We start from the raw sequence: 20,147 nt of genomic DNA on the forward strand, positions 1-20,147 counted from the left end.
GCTTAAATAGCGGCTCTTATGCAGAAATTTTTGTATAAAACATATGACGAAACCATCATTACCTACTTTTCGAAAAAATCAATGTATAAGTAGGAAAAAACTAATGTATATCGAGTTAGGGATCCCTAACATTACCTACTATGTTGATAAAAACACGTAATCGGAGGTAATTCACAAAGTCGGTCTAACCCTATCAGCCTTAGAATATACAGATTTACCTACGATTCACAGAAAAAATGGCAAAAGTAGGTAAAGCAAAATAAATCGGCTATGCATGTACCTACTTTTGGTAAAAAATCTGTCGATAGTAGGTAATTTCAAGCCGCCCAAGCCCTCAAGCCATACTTTCTTCACAAGGCATGCAGTCAAGCAATCATAAAAGTCGGGTTCCTGCATACTTTCAGGATTATCAGCCAGCCGCCAAAAGCTGCCAGTTTTAAGCCAATCCAGTCCCGTTAAAGCCGTCATGATTCTACCATAAGCTTTGGCTGTTCGATGATTTTGATATTGTAAACGTTCTTTCCGACTGCTAACCAAAAATACTTCATTTTTACTGAAAAACTGGTAATGACATCCGCCACTACCAGTTTTTTAGTTTCTGTTTCGTTATTCGGCAACCGTCTTAGCAATTGCAGCATTAACCGCGGCCTGCTCGCTTTCAATCAATTCTACGCGACTGGCAATCACCTTTTCATCCATTTGAATTTCGCGTTTCAGCATTGGGTCATTTTCCTTAGGCGTAAAGAAACGCTTGAATTCGGCCAATCGCTGCGAAGTCTTAAAGATACGGGAGATTACGGTAATATAGGTTGGAAATTCCATGTCGCCGCCAACGGTCTTTTCCAGCCATGACCATTCTTGCTGGATCCAGTCCCAGGCTGCCTGTTGACCATGATCATTAGTCAAAACGCCTCTAAACCAAGCCCGCAGATCCTGTGGCTTGATGGTATCGGCATCTTCAAACCGATCAATCAGCTGGGCAATCAATTGATCATCCTGCGTCTTGGTCAATGCTGCACAGATATCCTGCTTAAAGCCGGCATCGGCAGTCTTTTGATAGTCCGCCAGCAGCGTATCAAACAGTTCCTGGCTGCCATAGTTTTTAACCTCGTTGGCCAGCACCAGTCCCCGTACATCAGCCGGCAGATCCGCCAGATGGTCCTGATACTGATCAAACAATGCCTGCGCCTGCTTGATTGTGTCACGGTTTTGCGCATACAAGGCCGCGCTCAATACGATTGGCCGCGTTAATTGATCATCATTGGACTCATCTTTTTGTGAAAGCCAGCCAAGCCGCTGCACCTGCTTGACGCTAAGTTGATCAAACAGCTGCTGCAGTTGACGCTCTGTCTTGGCAGCCGGCTGGACAAAGTTTTTGAGACTGTTAGCCACATGGTACAGCATTTCATTAACGATTCCAGAACGACTGTCTTTAAAGCGACTCAGCAGCGGGACGATCTGAGCATAGGAAATCTGCCGTCCTTCTGCCAACAGACGCAGATCCTGCAGCAGCTGCAGCTGATCGATGGCTCCCAGTTCATCAAGGTGATCCAAAATATCATTTAGCAGCGTCTCATCATATTTAACGATGACATGCGAATTATCGCCTACATTAACGCGGAACGGCCGACCATTTTGTTTTCGCAGCTGGGCATAATCGCCTAAAACCAGGCTTTGTTCGCTAAAGATCGCTGGTGCCTGATTATAATTGGCATTTAATGGAATCTGCCAGAGACGGCTCTTTTCCTCGCCATCACCAATAAAAAACTGCTGCTGACTGAGCATAAGCTTGCCATCCTCAACCTTGACCTCGACTACCGGATAGCCCGGATGCTCCAGCCACGACTCCATGATCTGGCCAACATTCATTCCTGAAGCCTCGCCCAGTGCCTGCCAAAGATCGGCTCCCGTAGCATTGCCATATTGATGGGCAGCAAAGTAGTTTTTCAAGCCCTTGCGCATCGCATCATCACCCAAAAGTGCCCGCACCATCACCAGCATCCGCGCGCCTTTGGCATAAACGATTGCTCCATCAAACAGCGTATCGATCTCCGCGGGGTCATCAACGGCAACGTGAACCGACTGCACGCCATCCGTAGCATCCCGCTGCAGCGCCATTGGAACCTCAGAAGTCTGAAACATCTCCCAAACGTTCCATTCCGGCTCCAGAGCATCGACGGCCACATATTCCATCATGTTGGCAAATGACTCGTTCAGCCAAAGATCATCCCACCACTTCATCGTAACCAGATCACCAAACCATTGATGTGCCAGCTCATGCGTGATGACCGTGGCAATCAGCCGTTTTTGATTGAGCGTCGTATTGTCCGGATCCAAAAGCATGTAAGCCTCACGATAGGTAACCAGGCCCCAGTTCTCCATCGCGCCGGCTGAAAAGTCTGGCAAGGCTAATTGATATGACTGTGGCAGTGGATATGGCGTCTGGTAAAAGTCTTCATAAAACTCAATCGCACGTTTGGCAATATCCAATGAGAAATCAAGTTCTTTTGGCTGATGGGCCTTCGTAGAAAAGACACCGATCTCAACGCCGCTCTTGGTTTTGGCAAACTTGCTCTGCAGCTCGCCAAATGCAAATGCAACCAGATAAGTAGACATCTTGACCGTTTCTTGGAAGTAGTGCACGCCATTTTCAACATGATCTTCTGGCATGTTGGCAATGATGGTTTCGCCTGGCTGCTCGTCATACTTGATGGCTAACGAAAACGTCGCCTTGGCTTCTGGCTCATCAATCCCAGGAAAAGCCTGCCGCGCCGCCGTGGTTTCAAATTGCGTACCAATCAGCTGCTTTTTTTGACCGGCAACCGTGTAGTATGACGGATAGATCCCCATCATTGTATCAGTCAGCTTGGCATCATAAACTACTTTTAACTCCACGTCACCAGAATGCGGTAGTTCAAGCTGAATGGCTTCTTGACGGTCGCTGAAGCTGAATGGTACGTCCTGTCCATCAGCCTGAACGCTGGCAACGTTTAGAAACTTTTGATGCAGTGCAATCTTAGTGTCCACAGCATTGCCTTTGATCGTCGTAATGCCTTTAAAATGCTTGGCGGCGCGATCGATATCCAGGTAGATGTCGTAGTGGACTGGTTGAAATTTTTCATAAAAACGCGTTGAGTCTGCCATGTTCTTTCCTCATTTCGTTAAATTTATTGAACATTATAACGCCAATTGCTAAAAAGATTGAAACCGAGTACCTCATCAGCCTTCAATTCTTATAATTTTTTAATTTTAAATGGTATTCTTTGCCAGAATCGGTATAATGGTAGCTAGTTATTTTTAAGGAGTTTTTATGCAGTTTTTCCATAACCAATTAAATATCCATCTGATTATGGTCGGCTGCTGCAACATCTGATTAAGCTTAACGGTAATGATGAGCGGTTCATAATTTGAATCGCTCTTTTATTTTTGGAGGACACAGCATGAGTGAGAAAAACCACGTCGCGCCAAAGTTAAAACGCACAATGACGGCGGGACAAATGGAAATGATCTCTTTGGGCGGCGCGATTGGCGTTGGACTGTTTATGGGATCAAAATCAACCATCAAATGGACCGGGCCTTCCGTACTTTTGGCCTATGCCTTTGTCGGTTTGATTCTGTATATCGTAATGCGGGCTTTGGGCGAGATGATCTACGTCAATCCCAGCACGGGGTCGTTTGCTGACTATGCCACCCATTACGTGCACCCAATGGCCGGCTACATAGCAGAATGGGCCAACGTTTTTGAATATATCGTGGTCGGGATGTCAGAAGTTATTGCTTCAACTGAATATCTCAAGTACTGGTGGCCGCATACTCAAACCTGGGCTGCAGGTCTGATCATCATCTTCTTTTTAGCCATCGCCAACCTGGCCAGTGCCAAAGCTTATGGTACCTTGGAGTTCTGGTTTGCCATGATCAAGGTCGTAACGATTGTTTTAATGATTATTCTAGGCTTTTTGGTGATTCTGCTGGGATTTGGCAATGGCGGTCATCCCATTGGCTTTAGCAATCTTTGGTCTCATGGCGGCTTTTTCACCGGCGGCTTTAAGGGCTTTATGTTCTCAATGTCGATCATCGTTGGGTCATATGAAGGAATCGAGCTATTGGGAATCTCGGCCGGTGAGGTTGCCAATCCGCAAAAAGCCGTGGTCAAATCAGTTAAATCCGTTTTGTTTAGAATTCTGATCTTTTATGTCGGCGCGATTTTCGTCATTGTTACGATCTACCCATGGAATCAATTGGACAGCGTCGGCTCGCCATTTGTTGAAACGTTTGCCAAAGTCGGCATTACTGCAGCGGCTTCGATTATCAACTTTGTGGTTTTGACAGCTGCTTTATCTGGTGCCAACTCAGGGATCTACAGTTCTAGCCGGATGCTTTTCCGCTTGGCGCATGAAGGCAATGCTCCACGCCTGTTTGGCAGACTTTCCAAGCACGTGGTTCCCGATGCAGCAATTCTGGGAATTTCTGGCGGGATTCTGATCGGCTTTGTCTTAGACATCTTCGCCGAATACTTCAGCAAGTCAACTGCCGATCTCTTTGTCGTTGTCTTCAGTTCATCCGTTTTGCCAGGGATGATTCCTTGGTTTGTGATCTTGCTGGCTGAACTGCGATTCCGGCAGCATAATCCTGAACTGATGCAGGATCATCCGTTTAAACTGCCGCTTTATCCATTCTCAAACTACTTTGCGTTTGCAATGCTGATCATGATCGTTGTCTTCATGTTTATCAACCCTGATACGCGCATCTCAGTAATCGTTGGCGCGGGCGTCTTAGTTCTGGCCGCGATCGTCTATCTTTGCCGTAACGGCTTAAATGGCAAAAAACAAGCTGTCAAATAATCAAAAAGCCAAGCTGGTGGATCCCCACCACGCTTGGCTTTTCATATTGACACAACCTGGTTAGTTTAATGATCGACGATGCGAAAAGATCTGCAGCGGCATCATCTGCAAGAAAGTTGCCAAAATAATCAGGCAGCTGGCCAAGATATTGACCGGACCAAATTGAGTGTGCAAAAGCGCCACCGCCAGAATCGTTGCCACCAAAGGCTCAAAAGCTCCCAGCATCCCTGTCGTACTAGGATCGATATATTGTACGCTGGCCAGGTAGAGCGTATAGGCCAAAAGCGTACCGCCAATAACAATCCAGCCAATCAAGGCCACGTCTAACGGTCGCAGGGCCGGCATTGGCATAATAAAGTACAGCGGGATAAAACAAATGCCACAGATCAGCATCGACCAGGCCGTAACATTAAGCGTGCCATAGCGGGCAAACAGTCGCCCGGGTGCCATCGTGCTGATTGCATTGGCCAGCGCAGCCAAAAGCGCCCAAAAGCATGCTTGCGGCGACAACGCCAGATGATTGAGATTGCCGTTGGTCACCAATAAAAACGTTCCAACCAAGGCTACGATGATCGATACCACATCGATTCGGCGCGGCATCATTTTCTGGGCAGCTGCCGTATAACCAATAATGATAACTGGCGCCAAGTATTGAATCACCGTGGCTGTCGGGGCATTGCTGTACTTAACGGCCGCAAAATAAGTCAGCTGCGACATGCCCATCCCAAAAAAGGCAAATAAAACCAGCTGCAGGACATCATGGCGATTGCTAAACAATGCCTTGGTTGACGATCTTCCAGTCAGCTTGGCCAAGATGAGCAGCAGCATTCCAGCTCCTAAAAGCCGCAGCCCGACCAGCCAAACCTCACTGACCGTCGTTTCGCCAAACAGATATTGCACGGCAACGCCTGAAGTTCCCCAAAAAGAAGCTCCCGTAACGGCCAGCAGAATGCCTTTCGTTCTCTTGTTCAAAATCTTTCCTCCCTGTCGAATGCATACTGAATAAGGATAAGCTTTTCATTACCAAAGAACAACCAGCATTTAAAAAAAGCTCATAAAAAACGCTCAGCAGTCGGCAATCGCCTCTCAAAACCGCTGAACGCTTTATTTTCAATCGTTTTTAATCATCAGCGCAACTGCCAGCCTGCTTGCGGCTAGAAACGCTTGGCCAATAAGATTTTAGTACTTAACCATGGAACACCCCACCAGCCGTTGACGCCGCACTGGTGAACCGTAATATCATGAAAGCCCAGCCCTGCCAAAATCTTTTGGTACTCATCAAAATGCCTAAAATCAATAATTGCCAGCGTACCATCGCTTTTTAAGGTCCGAGCTGCTTCTTGAACGGCACGCGCGCGATTGATCGTTGGCTTGACCTGATGCAGCGTCATCCAAATCAAAATCCCATCAAACTGGTGATCTTTAAATGGCAGATTCAATATGTCCGCTGCCTGCACTGAAGCGCGATCTGCCATTGCCGCAGCCTGAAGACTGTCCTTGGCGCGGGCAAGCGAATTATGCGACTGTGCAGATTTGCGCCCGACTTCGACCCCTGTTGCATGTCCTGGGATCGTTAAGCGCTTGGCCAGCTTTACCAGCACATTCCCTTGATCAGTGCCGAGATCAAGCACCTGCGCGTCAGAAGACAGATGCAGATATGTGATTGTTTCATCAATTATCTGCTCCTTGCCGCGCCATGATGCATTTAAATACAGCCCTAAACAGATCAATAACAAAACCGTCACCAGCCAAAACAGCCATTGATGCCAGACAACGGCCGCCCCAATCGATAACATCGCTGCCAGCGCGATTGCCAAAGGTACCAGCGGCGCATCTACTCGCTTAGACTTCATCAGCACCGTCCTTTCTTCTATCTTATGCTTTTTTAGCCTGCATCCAGCTGGAGATTGCCATGCTTAGTGCCACGCCCAGCCCCAATGGCAAAAGAGCCGAAAAATTCAAATGGCAGACTTCAAACAGCATAAACATTGCCATTAATGGTGCCTGCTGAGTAGCTGCCAGGAAAAAGGCCGCGCCTAAGACGGCAAACTGCATTAACGGTTCGCCAGGCATTGCCTGAATAAAAATCATCCCTAACAGTACGCCTAAAGACGAACCCATGGCAATTGATGGCGTCAGTGTCCCACCATAGCCGCCACCACTAATCGTTGCTAAAGTAACCAGCCCTTTGGCAAAAAAGCCGAACAGCAGTAAAGCAACTGCCGAATGAGAAACACTGGTCACATTGATTGCCATCTGGGCCACACCTCGGCCATTCCCCATGATTTCTGGGAAAAAACAGGCAACGGCACCCGTCAGCGCCCCAGCCAGCGGCATCGTAATAAAAATCCGCCGATCCTTAACGCGCAGTGCACTGGCGCGGCCAATCAACCGTTTGTACCAAGTACCCAAAAAGCCCATCAGCGGTGCCACGATCACTACAAAGGGAATCAAGCGCAGCGAAAACTGACGTGACGCCACCAGATAATACGGCTGCCAGCCTTTGACGATCGCACCGACCATCGTTGCAATCGCAGCCATGGTCAGACTGACGATCACGGCTTTTTTATCAATCTTTTTATAGAGGATCTCCAGGCAAAACATCGCTCCTGTAATCGGTGCAATGTAGACACCGGCAAAACCGGCCCCAGCTGCTGCGGCAATCAGCAGGCGGCGGTCTTCTGGAGCCAGCTTAAGCCAGCCAATCCGATCACCCAATCGGATCCACGACTGAGCCCACATTGCGCCAGCTTCTCTTGGGGCCAGTTCCCGACCAATAGATCCCCCAGTCCCGACATAGAATACCTGAGCCGTGACATGCATGATCGTGGCCCCCATTGGCATTTTTTCGCCATCAACGGCCTTGCCCAATTTAACCGGTCGATAGTGCAGCTGCATAAAGTACCAGACGACTGATACGATCAAAGCCCCAATAATCGGCGCCAGCAGCCGGTTTAATGGCGTGGCTGAAAACGCGACCGGAATCGCGTTGGTTTCGGTAAAATGAAAAAATACTCTTTCCGTTGCGTCCAGGACAATGCTTAACAAACCGGAACTGGCTCCGGCAATAATTCCCATGACAATCGTTGCAATTGCCAGCGCACGACTGTCACTTGACTTCTCTATTCTCAATTCTCTCTTCCCATCCTAATCTGCTACAAAAACCAAGTTATCATTTGTCGATGCCTGCTCATCATAATGATAGCCAAGATCAAACTGCTTTACGACTGCCAGATCATCAGCCTGACGCTCAGCCAGATAGCGCACCAGATTACCCCGTGCGATCTTGGCCCGTGTGGCTTGAGTCTTGAAGCGGCCATGCTCTGCTTTGACAAACGTGCAGCTGACCAGTTGACGCTTGCCTTTGACGTAAGGAATGACTGCTTTGGCATATTCTTTTGATGCCAGATTCAAAACCAGCTCGTATTCTGAATAAAGCTCATTGGCCAGTCTGCTGCCCCAAAACTCATATAGATTCCTGGTCCCCGCAACTTTAGCTCGATCACCCATACCCAAGCGATAGGAAACGATTCCGTCAAACGGCCTCAATAAGCCATAAAAGCCCGATAAGATGCGCAAGTGGTCTTGAACATAGCCAAGTGCTTTCTCATCAAAAACTCCCGGAGCCATCCGCTGGTACTGCAGGCCGGTAAATGCCAGCAATGCCGGGGTCAGCTGATGGTAAAGATCCATCTGCTGCACCCATTGATAGTTGGAAATGGCAATTTTTTCGCTGCAGTCCCACCAAAGATGATGAAGCTGGTCGTAGCTTAAACTGCGCAGATAATCTAAAATCGTTTCCGTTTGCGGCAAAAACTGCGGTAAGCCTTGAATCGGCAATGAATCCGGATCAGCTTTCATATTCCGAGCCGGAGCAATGATAATCTTCATAAAAATCTCCTTTTATCGACCCGTCTATTTTAGCATGTTCCCAAACAAGCACCACTAACTAATCCGGTAATGGTTGTCATAATTTAGACAATCAGCTAAGATTAGAAGAAATTTTTAGATTACGGAGGAATTATCTATGATTGCACAACCGCAGCGAACCGGGGTTACCGTTGGCTATCAAGGCGTCCCAGGATCATTCTCTTCTCAGGCCATGCATCAATGGTTTGGCCAGGTCGAAAGTCGCAACTATCTTAAGTTTGAAGACGTTTTTTTGGCACTGCAAAACGGCGCAATCGACTATGGCGTCGTCCCAATGGAAAATTCCTCAACCGGCGCCATCAATGACAACTACGATCTGATCAACAAGTATCATTTCTTTATCGTTGGCGAGCAGTCCATCTACATTGCCCAAAACCTATTGGGCGTTAAAGGAGCCAAACTCAATGACATCAAGGAAGTCTATTCGCATCCCCAGGGCCTTTTGCAGACCAGCCAGTTTTTAGCCGCGCACCAGATTCAAGGTAAAGAATGCCTCAATACGGCACTGGCAGCTAAAATGGCCGCTGAAAGGCAGGATCCGGCAGTTGGCGCGATTGCCTCGACTGAAGCAGCCAAATTATATGATCTGGACGTTTTGGCACCCAGCATCGAAAACGATAAGTCTAATCATACGCGTTTTATCATTTTTGGTCGCGCACCAGAAGTCTTGCCGGATGCTGATCGGATTTCATTGATCTTTACCTTGAAAAATGAGGTTGGCACGCTCTATGAAGTCATGCGCGTCATTAAAGAGCATGCTATCAACATGGTGCGGATCGAATCGCGGCCTTTGCTGGGCAACCCCTGGGAATACTATTTCTATGTTGACCTAGATGGGAATCTGGCTGACCCGCGGATTACCGAAACTTTGGCCGAACTGAAAAACTATACGACCTCACTGCGGCTGCTTGGCAATTACCATCGTCAAGAAAATTAATTCCATCAACTCAAACCAAAAAGGCACGCTGTTCAAGTTCAAGCTTGACAACGTGCCTTAAATATTTTCTTTAAACTGCCGCTTTTTAATGAAGATTGACTAACGCAGAATCTCGATCAGGTTTTTGTTGGCAGCCTGTTTAGCCGGCAAGATCCCAAAGATGATCCCGACTGAAGCTGAGACCCCAAATGCCAGCAGGAACGAATTCAAGGTTATGACGGCATGAATGTGGTAAGGCATGAAATTACTGATTATGCCCGCCAGCAGCCAGCCGATGACAAAGCCCAGCAACCCACCGCCGACCGTTAAGACAATGGCTTCTAACAAGAACTGGGCCATCACGTTTTGCGGCGCGGCCCCAACTGCCAGCCGAATCCCGATTTCCTGCGTTCGCTCAGAAACTGAGATGTACATCATGTTCATGACCCCAATCCCAGCGATAAACAGCGAGATCCCCGCAATGGCACTGATAAAGGCCGTCAAACCGGTGATCATGTTGTTGACTTTGGTCAGTTCCGCACCGGCATCGACTGCCATGTAGGTACCATCGTGTGCGCTGGTTCCCTTCTTTTCCATGTACTTCTTGATCTTTTTGGTAACCTTGCCGGCATTGGCGCCTTGATAAAAGATCAGCTTAATGCCATAGCCGGTTGTCGCCGTAGTCCCCGAATAAAACAGCTTGGTACCGCCAATCAGATCGGCGCCGTACTTGTTGTCATTATAGGTGTTGGCCTGTGAGCGATACACCCCGACCACGCGATAGTCGTGATCCCCAATTGAAACAGAAGTGCCGACTGCATTTTGAACCGTCTGATACTGCTTTTTAGCCAGCGACTCTTTCATCAGAATAACCGGTTCTTCAGTCAAAAGCTCATTGGTCGTAAGATTGCGGCCCGCTATAATGGAAATCTTGCTGGTTGGCCGCTTAAACAGCGAAATCGTGGCGTTGTTGACCCGCTCATTGCCAACCAGCGGCGAGACGGAAGCATTGTTGGTTTCATGCGAGATTGCGGCTTTTTTCACCTTAGCGCCAAATCGTTCCTCAATCGCGTTTAAGTCCGTTTCGGTAAATCCGGAAGCTGCCGACTGCGAATCGTTGGGCGTAAAGTAAAGATAGGTATACTGCTCGCCGTTTTGAGTCGTATTAAACTCGTCGCTGAGCCTTTTCTTGACCCCATTTCCCAGTGCCAGAATCGTAATTACCGCCGCGATCCCAATCGTAATCCCAATCGTCGTCAGAAAACTACGCTTGGGGTTGGCTCTTAGCGATTGCAGAGCACTGCGCAAGAGTTCGGCATTTCTCAATTTCCTCCCACCTTTCGATCGTCGACAATTCGGCCATCAATGATCTTGACAACGCGCTCGCACTGTTCGGCAACCCGTGGATCATGCGTTACCATGATGATGGTCGTATGCTGAGTCTGGTTGAGCTGCTTAAACAGGTCCATGATTTCCTGACTGGTCTTCGTGTCCAAAGCCCCCGTTGGCTCATCGGCAATCAAGAAATCGGGGTTGGCAATGATGGCCCGCGCGATTGAGACTCGCTGCTGCTGACCACCCGAAAGCTCAGTGGGCAGCTTATCATCATAGCCTCCTAAACCAACGCGACTCAAAACTCGGGCCGCTGTCTTTTTGGCCTGCCGCCGACCCACTCCCGCATACAGCAGGGGCAAAATGACGTTTTCGGCAATACTGATGTCGCGAATCAGCTTAAAGTTTTGAAAGACAAACCCCACGTGCTGGTTGCGCAGCTTGGCAAAATCCGCCCGCGTATAGTCATGGATCGCCTGGTCATTGTAAAAATAGTTTCCTTCAAAATCATCATCCAAAAAACCGATGATATTGATCAAGGTCGACTTGCCAGACCCGGATTCCCCGATAATCGCCATCAGTTCACCGGCCGCAACCTGCAGATTGATATCATGCAGCACGTGAAATCGAGTCGCACCCTGACCATAGTACTTGTTAACGTGTTCCAGTCTAATCATTGCCATCAGCGCTCACCTTGGTCCCGTTATGCAGCTTGCTGTCTGGGTTGGTAACGATCTGCTGACCAGCCTTGACGCCGCTTTTGACTTCAAAGTATTCATTGACCCGCTTACCGCTAACGGCAACTGCTTTGGCCTTACCGTTTTTAACGACGTAGGCCTGCCCATTTTTAACGCTGGACTTTGGAATCCGCAGCTGGTTTTGCGCAACTGAAGCCTTGACCGTCTGCCCATCCATAAAGTCTTTGCTGCTTAGATCGGCATCGACCTCGTAGCTGGCACCGTTGCTTTGCGAGTTCGTGGTCGGCACCGTGGCCAGGTAGCTGATCGTCGTATCGGCCTGTTTGCCCGTTGCCAGTGCCCGCACATGAATCTCCTGACCGGTTTTAAGCTTGCTGTAGTTATATTCCGATACCTTGCTCTTAAACTTCAGATCGTTGGAATAGATCGTGATTACCGGTGCGTCCTGCTTAGTGTCGTCTACCGTGACCGTACCATCAAATGGTGCCGTTAAAGTCTGGGTGACCTTTTGACTCAGCGTGTTGACCTTATTTTGAGCTGCCGTAACGTCGCTTTGCGCATCGGCCAGACTGGCTTGGGCCTGGGCAACGCTGCTGGCCGATCCAGAAGCCGTGCCATCCTCGCTTTGCGCCGCCGCATCCTTTTGCGCCGCACTGACATTGTTTTGCTGTGCCGTTACGTTGCGCTGTGCCTTGGCCAGTTCCTGCTTGGCATCGGTCAGTTCTTCATTGGCACTCTCGCTGTAGGTCGTTACCAAAGGATCGCCCTCACTGACCTTTTGTCCGTTGGCAACCCCGATCGACTGCACCTTGCCAGATGGCAGACTCAAGACCTGCTGCTGTTGGGCGGCAACGGTCCCGGTCAGCGTCAAAGGAGTCGTTTTGGCAACCTTGGCAACGACATAGCGTGAAGACTGCGCGGCCTTGTTCTGCTTGATTTTATTGATGATCCCCATCCCAATCAGCAAAACCAAAACGATTGCCGTGCCGATCGTTGTCTTGCGGTGATTTTTTACCCAATGTTTTATTTTTTGCATAATCTTCCCCAGTTTCTACTTCTCAAAAATCCGTTTGAATGCGACAAATGTACTAAAAGCAACAGATATTTTAGTTAGTTACTTAAGTGATTAACTAGATAATACCAAATTTTTCTTAAAAGGCAATCCTTATTTAAAAAATTACTTAAATACTTTATCTAGCGACCAATGAATTTAGTATCATCATCGCTTGTCAATCCCGGTGATGCAGTGGTTAAATGGTAGTTGAAATAAAATGACTCTGTCTGGGGTGCCATTGATTTGGCTGAGAGATACCCACATAACCTGATCTAGTTAGGACTAGCGGAGGGAGACAGCTTAATTTGGCGTGGCCGCATCGTCACGTTCTTTTGATTAATGATTAAGCACTCTTTCTCGGCACTGGGAAAGAGTTTTTTTATTGGTTTGAGATGATTTTAAAACGTTTTTAGGAGGAATCTTATGAAAAAACGGACCTATCAGCTGGTACTGACCGCTGTCTTGTCGGCACTGGCCGTTTGTGGCGGCAGCATGTTCTCATTTCCCATTGGCGTGGCCAAATGCGCGCCAACACAAAGTCTGGTCAATATTGTTGCTGGCGTGGTCTTGGGGCCGGAATGGGCAGTCGCGCAGGCGCTTTTGACCTCAACCGTGCGCAATCTTTTAGGCACGGGGACGCTTTTAGCCTATCCCGGCAGCATCTTTGGCGCCTGGCTGAGCGGCTGGCTGTTTAAGCGGTTTGGCAAGATATGGCTGGCAGCTTTGGGCGAATTGATCGGTACGGGTTTGATTGGCGCGCTAGTTTCCTATCCAATCGCTGCTTTGCTGATGAGTGCCAAGGGATCACTTTTCTTATTCGTCCCCAGCTTTGCAGTCAGTGCCATCGTTGGCGGCCTGTTAGCCTGGGTGATCTTAAAAGCCGCCTGGCAGCCAATCAGTCGCTTTGCCAAAATTTAATATTTATTTAGGGGCAGTTATTTGGCTTTTTTCCATCAGCTCTTGTACAATTCAGTTATCAAGCTACAATCGTTTTCTCATTAAGGAGGAATCAGCAAATGGAAAAAACATTTACTTTAGCCGAATTAAAACAGTTTAATGGTCAAAACGGTCAGCCGGCCTATGTTGCCGTTAAGGGCACGGTCTACGACGTAACTGAAGTGTCAGCATGGCAAGGCGGCAAGCACCATGGCGTTACGGCCGGCACTGATGCCACCGCGGCTATTGCTCATGCTCCTCATGGCGAAAGCGTCTTGGGCAAGCTGAAAGTAGTCGGTAAGCTGGCTGACTAGCTGCCACGATTCATCGACATCATCTAAACAGAAAAACAGTCATGGTCCTCAACCGTGACTGTTTTTTGTTGAAACGCTTTCTTGATTTGATTATGATGGTAATAAATATTCAAGAGGTGAATCAAATGACTAAAGGTTCTGCAATCGCCTACCAAAAACTGCTTGACGAGCTGCAAAAACTGGACATCAAATACGAAATGGTAGACCATCCCGCCGCTAAGACCACTGCAGAAGCCGATGCCTATATCGCTGGTAAAATCGGCGTCCGCACCAAATCGATGTTTCTCAAGGATAAGAAGAAAAACTTCTACCTGGTGATCATGGACGATGCCAAGCGCATGGACTTTAAGGAGTTTCAAGAGCTTACCGGCACTAAGCGCATCTCAATGGCTCATGACAGTGACATTGAAGATCAGCTGGGGCTTGAGGCCGGCATCGTTTCGCCATTTGGCATTATGAACAACACGGCTCACAACATTCAGATCTACTTTGATCAAGACATGCTGGCTGAAAACATTCCATTAACGTTCCATCCCAATATCAATACGCATACGATCTTTCTTTCAGCGGCCGATCTGATGAAATTCATCAAAGCTCAAGGATTCGACTATCAAATTATTGATCTGTAAACTCAAAACGCCCATTCGTGAATGGGCGTTTTTTGAATGCTGCTATTCGGCAACCCGATTGCCCAGTTCCCAAAATGCCAGGGCTGAGGCGGCCGCAACGTTTAAAGAATCGACTCCGGGAGCCATTGGAATCTTGATCGTGAAGTCGCTTTGCTCGATCGTTGCCTCTTTTAGTCCTGGACCTTCTGAACCCATGATAATCGCCAGGCGGTCCACTGCAGTCAGCTTGGGATCGTCAATGCTGACGGTATTATGCCGCAATGCCATGGCTGCCGTCTGATAGCCAGCTTGATGAAGCAGATCAATACCAGCATGCTGCCAGGTTTTGGCGTCAACATAAGTCCAAGGTACTTGAAAAACGGTTCCCATCGCCACGCGCGAAGACCGGCGATAAAAAGGATCCGCCGAGTCGCTGGTCACGATGACGCCATCAATGCCCAACGCCGCCGCTGACCGGAAAATCGCACCAATATTGGCTGGATTGACCACGCTCTCGAGCACGGCAATACGGGGATGCTCAGCCGGCATGGTCGCTAAAAAATCAGCCAGCTCCAGACGCTTGACGCGATGCATCGCTGCCAGTGCGCCCCGCAAAAGATTATAGCCCGGCAGCTGACGAAGCAGTTTGCTATTGGCAACGTAAATTGGCGTCTGTCCTAAGCCGCTGGTCTGATTAGCCGCCATTTCATGATCCAGATCTGCTAAATCACGCGTCAAGGCCTTTTCTTCCACTAAAAGCGAAGCCGGTTGATAGCCAGCGCGCAGGGCCCGCTCGATTACCTTGGGACTTTCTGCGATAAAAAGTCCCGGGTCAGGCTCCAATGCGTGAAACAGCTGGGCTTCATTCAACCGTACATATGGATCCAAATCCGCGCCATTCAGGTCATCCAGAAAAATTAAGTTATGCATTTTTATCTACCTGTCCTTAAAGATCTAAAACCATTTTAGCATAACCAGCCAACACCTTTAGTTAGGCAGTTTGCGTCAAAGTTAATCGAAAAGCCCGACAACGTTCGCATTTGTTTCAAAATTTCCAGCTATAATTGCAGAGTCAACCATCATCAAAAGGCCCGGCAAAACGTCTTAAAAGCCATGCATACCGGCAACTACCAAACATTTTTAAAACAGCTGCAAAAACGCGTTCCCGACTATCTGGCCACTGCCAAAGCCAACGTTGACGCTATGCAGGCCGCTTACAGCTATGGCGCTTCAGTCGTCGACCAAAAATCAAGTATCAAGATCCAAGCTGTCAGTCATGGGCGCTTAAAGCTGACTTGGCAGGCTGATAAAAGCGGCAGAATTCAGCTGCCAATCGTTACCTACCGTCAATCGCGGCTGATCATCAACGGCAAAAAGCTGACCCGTTTTAAGCGTTCTTTGGTTGGCTCACCGACAGTCATTCAGCAGCCGGGGCAAAACACTGCCTATTTAAGCTATGCTGCTCCATTATGGCTCAATTTCTTAATCGTTATTTCACTGCTGAGCTGGCTGGCTTGGGCGCTCAGGATGGTTTTTAATCATCGCCATCCCCAAGCCAATGATCATTTTGTTTCAAAAGACGAGCTGGCCATAAGATCTTATCCATAATTTTGGAATCGTTTTATCTGCTTCCCTACTAAAAAGTCAACAGAAAAAGCCCCATGATCCACGTTTTAGTGAATCACGGGGCTTTGATTTTGGTTAGGGTTGGTTACCAGAAATACCGTTATATCGGCTTTTCTCTTTAATCAATCCCTATTCCCATTCAATTGTCGAAGGCGGCTTACTCGTGACATCGTAAAGAATCCGGTTAACGTGATCAACCTCATTTACGATGCGAACCGAAATCTTTTGCAAGACATCCCATGGAATCTTGGCAAAGTCAGCCGTCATCCCATCGATACTGGTTACGGCGCGGATACCAACCGCGTAGTCATAGGTCCGACCGTCACCCATTACGCCGACGGAACGAATGCCAGGCAGCACCGTAAAGTATTGCCAGATTTCTTCATCCAGACCAGCCTTCTTGATCTCTTCACGCAGGATCGCGTCACTTTCCCGCACGATTTCCAGCTTTTCAGGCGTGATCTCGCCCAAGACCCGAATCCCCAGACCAGGACCTGGGAATGGCTGACGCCAAACCAGATCATGTGGAATACCAAGCTTTTCGCCCAGTTCACGAGTCTCATCCTTAAACAGGCTGCGCAATGGCTCGATCAGCTTAAAGCCGAGCTTCTTTGGCAGGCCGCCGACATTATGATGCGACTTGATGGTTTGCGCCGTGTCGGTCCCGGATTCGATAACGTCGGTGTAGAGCGTACCTTGGGCCAGGTATTCGGCATCCTTCATCTTCTTGGCTTCTTCGTTAAAGACTTCCACGAATTCTTTGCCAATGATCTTCCGCTTTTGTTCTGGATCAGAAACGCCCTTCAGCTTGCCCAAGAAACGATCAGCGGCATCAACCTTGACGATTTTAACACCCAGGTCGCGGCTCAAGGCGTTCATTACCTCATCAGCCTCGTTCTTGCGCAGCAGGCCGTGATCAACAAAGATGCAGGTTAATTGATCGCCAATTGCCTTGTGGATCAAAACAGCCGTAACACTGGAGTCAACCCCGCCGGAAAGGCCCAGGATAACCTTTTTGTCGCCTACTTCTTTACGGATGCTTTCAACCTGCATGTCGATAAAGTCGTCCATTGACCAGTTTGCTTTTGCCCCACAAACGTCAAAGGCAAACTTCTTCAGAATATCCAGACCATATTGACTGTTGCGGACCTCGGCATGGAACTGAATGCCATAAAGCTTCTTTTCGTCGTTGGCGATGGCTGAGATTGGGCAGTTCTTGCTGGTAGCAACGACCTTAAAGCCTTCTGGTGCCTCAACGACGCGATCGCCATGGCTCATCCAGACATACTGCTTCTTTGGCAGGCCCTTGAACATTACCGCGTCGTCATCGATAACTTCAATATCAGCTCGGCCATATTCAGAATCGTCGGCTGGCTCAACTTTGCCGCCCAGATCATAAGACATCAGCTGCATGCCGTAGCAGATCCCCAAAATTGGAATACCCAGCTTGTAGATTTCTGGATCGACCTTAAAGGCGTCCTTTGCGTAGACACTGTTGGGGCCCCCAGAGAAAATGATGCCTTTGGGATGCATTTCTTTGATTTCTTCAGCGCTCAGCTTGTGGGAGAGCAATTCGGAATAGATGCCAAAATCACGAATCCGGCGCGTAATCAGCTGGTTGTACTGACTACCGAAGTCGAGCACGAGGATCTTGTCGAATGCATCAAGATTGACGTTAGCCACTTAGTTTCCACTCCTTTTGTAAAAGATCATTGTTTTTAAATCTAAAGGCTATTTTACGGGTAAAACCGAACAAGGTCAATCCTCAAGATGATTTTATACCCTGGTTTACCTAACATATTTCGTTAAATTAGAATTCTCATACCATATTTACGGACGATTAATTTAAAATCAGCCGGCTGTTAAGTCAGCAAACGCTTAATATCCGAACTGGCAATCGTTAATCAAGCTTCAGTTGATGCAAACTGACTGAGGCTAAGTGAATAATTTCTTAAACTTTATTTTAATTATTCTTCAGTCTTATTTCTTAAGTTAAGACCGATTTTGAGTTAACATTAATTAATATCAGCAATACGTTTTATAGAATGGTACAATCTTCGTTGACGTCAGTGCCGACAAACATGGCAAAAACGTGCTGCTCAAAGTCGGCAACAATTATGCAGAGGGCAAAAACGTTGACTACAATAAGTTCTTTGAACGATTCTACCGTAATGACACCTCGCATAACAATGAAAAAAGATCTGGGTTTGGGATTGGTCTTTCAATCGCCCAAAACCTGGTCAAAAACTTCAAAGGCAGCCTAAGCGTTAACTGGAAAGACGACACCATCTATTTTACTGCCAGCTTTAAAAGTCTTAAGTAATCCAGTCGCGGCATTGCAAAAACACAATAGACTACTACGGCCGTACTCTTGATAACCAGTCACGGTATCGCAAAATCCCCGACCAAAACACAGCGCCCCAGCAAGCAGGCTTGTTGGAGCGCTTTTTATTGTAGATTCAGCTGACAATGAGCGTAAAAATCGTTGCTAAGCATTGATTGGACCAAATTATGCGAAAAATCAAGGAATAGTAGGTAGTTTCAAGCCCCATAGCAGCTTAGGGGACCATTTTCTTCACAAGACCGGCTTACCTTAACCGTCTCACATTGCCAGGTTTCCAAAAAGTCATCGCTATTCCCCGCCAGAAAGCTTTGTCAGCAAGATCCCAACATCACTAAGCAATACTGCTGACAATTGCCATCATGACTTGGGTAACGTTCCTTAGTCTTCTCGCAGATAAATCCGATCAATATGGTGATTTTCGGCTTTATGCAGAATCACATCGGCCCGATTGCGCGTTGGCAGGATATAGTCGCGCAGATTTGGCAAGTCGACCGTATCCCACACTTTCCGAGCCATCGCAAAAGCTTGTTGACGACTGCCCTTGGTGTAAGGATAGTAGTAGTTGCTTGGATCTTGAAAAGCCGTATCCAGAAGCATGCCGAATCGTTCTAAGTACCATTGTTCAATCAATTCGGGTTCGGCATCAATATAAACCGCAAAATCAAAAAAGTCGCTGACGTAGATTCGCTGCGTAGTCGGCAACTGCAAGACGTTAATTCCTTCAACGATTAAGACGTCTGGTTTCTCAATTACCTGGTACTCGTCCGGAACAATATCATAGACACTGTGCGAATAAATCGGTGCCTGTACGTAATCCTTGCCGGCATTGACGTCATTTAAAAAGGTCAATAGCTTTTCCATATCATAACTTTCCGGAAATCCCTTGCGCGCCATGATTCCTCGCTTTTCCAACTCACGATTGGGATAGATAAAGCCATCAGTTGTAATCAGCTCAACCTGTTTATCTGGCATCAGACGCTTTAGCAGAATCTGCAGCAGGCGCGCGGAAGTACTCTTGCCGACTGCCACTGAACCAGCAATGCCGATAATATAGGGAATTCGCCGCATCGGCTTACGCAAAAAAGTCATCTTCTGCAGCTGCATCTGCAAGTAGTTTTGATACTGCAATTGGATCAGCTTAATTAAAGGCAGATAGACCTCGCGTACGTCCGTTAGCGAAATCTGGTCATTGAGCGACTTAATATCCTCAAGATTTTCCTGGGTTAAGAAAGTTTTGCCATAGGGGAAAAAACTATGCCAGGTTTCACGATCAAAGCGATCATAATTCAGCCATTCATCCATGTTCTTTAAATCCTTTTTGTCAAATTTCTTTTTTAATTTTATCACAAACGATTGCCATGGGTGAAAACGTTCGCAAATGCAAAATAAATCGTAATCCTTTCGCGTTTGGCACGGTGTAACTAATATTACAGTGCGGTCCCTGTTCCAACATCAAGCTTTTGATAAATGGTGTATCGCGCCTATCGTAATAACCGGTTCTGCTGCAGTCATCGCTTTACCAGCATATCAGCCATATTGAAAGATGCT

General features: G+C 47.7%; 18 protein-coding genes and 1 riboswitch. Of the genes, 7 read left to right on the forward strand and 11 right to left on the reverse strand.

Going from position 1 to position 20,147, the window contains the following annotated elements; translation table 11 throughout:
• Positions 1-606: 606 nt before the first annotated feature.
• A complete protein-coding gene (locus tag H0G69_RS09145; RefSeq protein WP_180304757.1) occupies positions 607-3,144 on the reverse strand; it encodes a M1 family metallopeptidase in 2,538 nt (845 codons plus the stop codon).
• 296 nt (positions 3,145-3,440) lie between these two features.
• Between H0G69_RS09145 and H0G69_RS09150 the strand changes: the two genes are divergently transcribed.
• Entirely contained in the window at positions 3,441-4,841 is a 1,401-nt protein-coding gene (locus H0G69_RS09150) for an amino acid permease (protein ID WP_180304758.1), read from the forward strand.
• Positions 4,842-4,901: 60 nt separating this feature from the next.
• Here the strand turns inward: H0G69_RS09150 and H0G69_RS09155 are convergent, their stop codons facing one another.
• From H0G69_RS09155 to yaaA, 4 genes are all read right to left on the reverse strand, one after another.
• Complete coding sequence (locus H0G69_RS09155; RefSeq protein ID WP_180304759.1) at positions 4,902-5,813, reverse strand: DMT family transporter; 912 nt, start codon at positions 5,811-5,813, stop codon at positions 4,902-4,904.
• A 182-nt stretch (positions 5,814-5,995) separates the two neighbouring features.
• Positions 5,996-6,694, reverse strand: a complete 699-nt coding sequence (locus H0G69_RS09160) for a class I SAM-dependent methyltransferase (protein WP_180304760.1) — start codon at positions 6,692-6,694, stop codon at positions 5,996-5,998.
• Between the two features lie 22 nt (positions 6,695-6,716).
• A complete protein-coding gene (locus H0G69_RS09165; protein WP_240164390.1) occupies positions 6,717-7,967 on the reverse strand; it encodes a chloride channel protein in 1,251 nt (416 codons plus the stop codon).
• Between the two features lie 21 nt (positions 7,968-7,988).
• Complete coding sequence (yaaA, locus tag H0G69_RS09170) at positions 7,989-8,732, reverse strand: peroxide stress protein YaaA (RefSeq protein ID WP_180304761.1); 744 nt, start codon at positions 8,730-8,732, stop codon at positions 7,989-7,991.
• Between the two features lie 136 nt (positions 8,733-8,868).
• Here yaaA and H0G69_RS09175 point away from each other — a divergent pair, with 136 nt between their 5' ends.
• A complete protein-coding gene (locus tag H0G69_RS09175; protein ID WP_180304762.1) occupies positions 8,869-9,708 on the forward strand; it encodes a prephenate dehydratase in 840 nt (279 codons plus the stop codon).
• Positions 9,709-9,807: 99 nt separating this feature from the next.
• Here the strand turns inward: H0G69_RS09175 and H0G69_RS09180 are convergent, their stop codons facing one another.
• Genes H0G69_RS09180 through H0G69_RS09190 form a run of 3 tightly spaced genes read right to left on the reverse strand, consistent with a single transcriptional unit; the run spans position 9,808 to position 12,753 of the window.
• Complete coding sequence (locus tag H0G69_RS09180; RefSeq protein ID WP_180304763.1) at positions 9,808-11,013, reverse strand: ABC transporter permease; 1,206 nt, start codon at positions 11,011-11,013, stop codon at positions 9,808-9,810.
• Entirely contained in the window at positions 11,010-11,696 is a 687-nt protein-coding gene (locus H0G69_RS09185) for an ABC transporter ATP-binding protein (RefSeq protein WP_034540751.1), read from the reverse strand. Before H0G69_RS09185 ends, H0G69_RS09180 begins: the two co-directional genes overlap by 4 nt.
• Positions 11,689-12,753, reverse strand: coding sequence for an efflux RND transporter periplasmic adaptor subunit (locus H0G69_RS09190; RefSeq protein WP_180304764.1), 1,065 nt, complete (start codon positions 12,751-12,753; stop codon positions 11,689-11,691). The genes H0G69_RS09185 and H0G69_RS09190 overlap by 8 nt, the downstream gene beginning before the upstream one ends.
• Before the next feature lie 236 nt (positions 12,754-12,989).
• Positions 12,990-13,082: riboswitch (TPP riboswitch) on the forward strand.
• A 112-nt stretch (positions 13,083-13,194) separates the two neighbouring features.
• Here H0G69_RS09190 and thiW point away from each other — a divergent pair.
• From thiW to H0G69_RS09205, 3 genes are all read left to right on the forward strand, one after another.
• On the forward strand, positions 13,195-13,689 hold the full coding sequence (thiW, locus tag H0G69_RS09195; RefSeq protein WP_180304765.1) for an energy coupling factor transporter S component ThiW: 495 nt from the start codon (positions 13,195-13,197) through the stop codon (positions 13,687-13,689).
• 98 nt (positions 13,690-13,787) lie between these two features.
• Complete coding sequence (locus H0G69_RS09200) at positions 13,788-14,021, forward strand: cytochrome b5 domain-containing protein (protein ID WP_006500721.1); 234 nt, start codon at positions 13,788-13,790, stop codon at positions 14,019-14,021.
• A 125-nt stretch (positions 14,022-14,146) separates the two neighbouring features.
• A complete protein-coding gene (locus H0G69_RS09205) occupies positions 14,147-14,650 on the forward strand; it encodes a prolyl-tRNA synthetase associated domain-containing protein (protein WP_180304766.1) in 504 nt (167 codons plus the stop codon).
• 42 nt (positions 14,651-14,692) lie between these two features.
• On the opposite strand, the gene H0G69_RS09210 is transcribed toward H0G69_RS09205, so the two are convergent.
• A complete protein-coding gene (locus H0G69_RS09210; RefSeq protein WP_033934716.1) occupies positions 14,693-15,559 on the reverse strand; it encodes a TrmH family RNA methyltransferase in 867 nt (288 codons plus the stop codon).
• Positions 15,560-15,742: 183 nt separating this feature from the next.
• Between H0G69_RS09210 and H0G69_RS09215 the strand changes: the two genes are divergently transcribed.
• Positions 15,743-16,237 carry a hypothetical protein gene (locus H0G69_RS09215; protein WP_180304767.1) on the forward strand — a complete coding sequence of 165 codons (495 nt, stop codon included), beginning with the start codon at positions 15,743-15,745 and terminating at the stop codon, positions 16,235-16,237.
• Positions 16,238-16,384: 147 nt separating this feature from the next.
• Here H0G69_RS09215 and guaA read toward each other — a convergent pair whose 3' ends face one another.
• Positions 16,385-17,938 carry a glutamine-hydrolyzing GMP synthase gene (guaA, locus tag H0G69_RS09220; RefSeq protein WP_006500536.1) on the reverse strand — a complete coding sequence of 518 codons (1,554 nt, stop codon included), beginning with the start codon at positions 17,936-17,938 and terminating at the stop codon, positions 16,385-16,387.
• Between the two features lie 370 nt (positions 17,939-18,308).
• Here guaA and H0G69_RS09225 point away from each other — a divergent pair, with 370 nt between their 5' ends.
• Entirely contained in the window at positions 18,309-18,578 is a 270-nt protein-coding gene (locus H0G69_RS09225) for an ATP-binding protein (RefSeq protein ID WP_180305441.1), read from the forward strand.
• A 399-nt stretch (positions 18,579-18,977) separates the two neighbouring features.
• Here the strand turns inward: H0G69_RS09225 and coaA are convergent, their stop codons facing one another.
• A complete protein-coding gene (gene coaA / locus H0G69_RS09230) occupies positions 18,978-19,901 on the reverse strand; it encodes a type I pantothenate kinase (protein ID WP_180304768.1) in 924 nt (307 codons plus the stop codon).
• Positions 19,902-20,147 lie beyond the last annotated feature (246 nt).

It is taken from the genome of Limosilactobacillus mucosae (assembly GCF_013423865.1).
GTDB classification, from domain to species: domain Bacteria; phylum Bacillota; class Bacilli; order Lactobacillales; family Lactobacillaceae; genus Limosilactobacillus; species Limosilactobacillus mucosae.

What these genes read in the sequence shown, in the direction of transcription:
- H0G69_RS09215 (WP_180304767.1), top strand. Translation starts at nt 15,743, where the DNA reads ATGCATACCGGCAACTACCAAACATTTTTAAAACAGCTGCAAAAACGC.
- H0G69_RS09190 (WP_180304764.1), bottom strand. Translation starts at nt 12,753, where the DNA reads ATGCAAAAAATAAAACATTGGGTAAAAAATCACCGCAAGACAACGATC.
- yaaA (WP_180304761.1), bottom strand. Translation starts at nt 8,732, where the DNA reads ATGAAGATTATCATTGCTCCGGCTCGGAATATGAAAGCTGATCCGGAT.
- H0G69_RS09175 (WP_180304762.1), top strand. Translation starts at nt 8,869, where the DNA reads ATGATTGCACAACCGCAGCGAACCGGGGTTACCGTTGGCTATCAAGGC.
- H0G69_RS09205 (WP_180304766.1), top strand. Translation starts at nt 14,147, where the DNA reads ATGACTAAAGGTTCTGCAATCGCCTACCAAAAACTGCTTGACGAGCTG.
- H0G69_RS09200 (WP_006500721.1), top strand. Translation starts at nt 13,788, where the DNA reads ATGGAAAAAACATTTACTTTAGCCGAATTAAAACAGTTTAATGGTCAA.
- H0G69_RS09160 (WP_180304760.1), bottom strand. Translation starts at nt 6,694, where the DNA reads ATGAAGTCTAAGCGAGTAGATGCGCCGCTGGTACCTTTGGCAATCGCG.
- thiW (WP_180304765.1), top strand. Translation starts at nt 13,195, where the DNA reads ATGAAAAAACGGACCTATCAGCTGGTACTGACCGCTGTCTTGTCGGCA.
- H0G69_RS09210 (WP_033934716.1), bottom strand. Translation starts at nt 15,559, where the DNA reads ATGCATAACTTAATTTTTCTGGATGACCTGAATGGCGCGGATTTGGAT.
- H0G69_RS09185 (WP_034540751.1), bottom strand. Translation starts at nt 11,696, where the DNA reads ATGATTAGACTGGAACACGTTAACAAGTACTATGGTCAGGGTGCGACT.
- H0G69_RS09145 (WP_180304757.1), bottom strand. Translation starts at nt 3,144, where the DNA reads ATGGCAGACTCAACGCGTTTTTATGAAAAATTTCAACCAGTCCACTAC.
- coaA (WP_180304768.1), bottom strand. Translation starts at nt 19,901, where the DNA reads ATGGATGAATGGCTGAATTATGATCGCTTTGATCGTGAAACCTGGCAT.
- H0G69_RS09150 (WP_180304758.1), top strand. Translation starts at nt 3,441, where the DNA reads ATGAGTGAGAAAAACCACGTCGCGCCAAAGTTAAAACGCACAATGACG.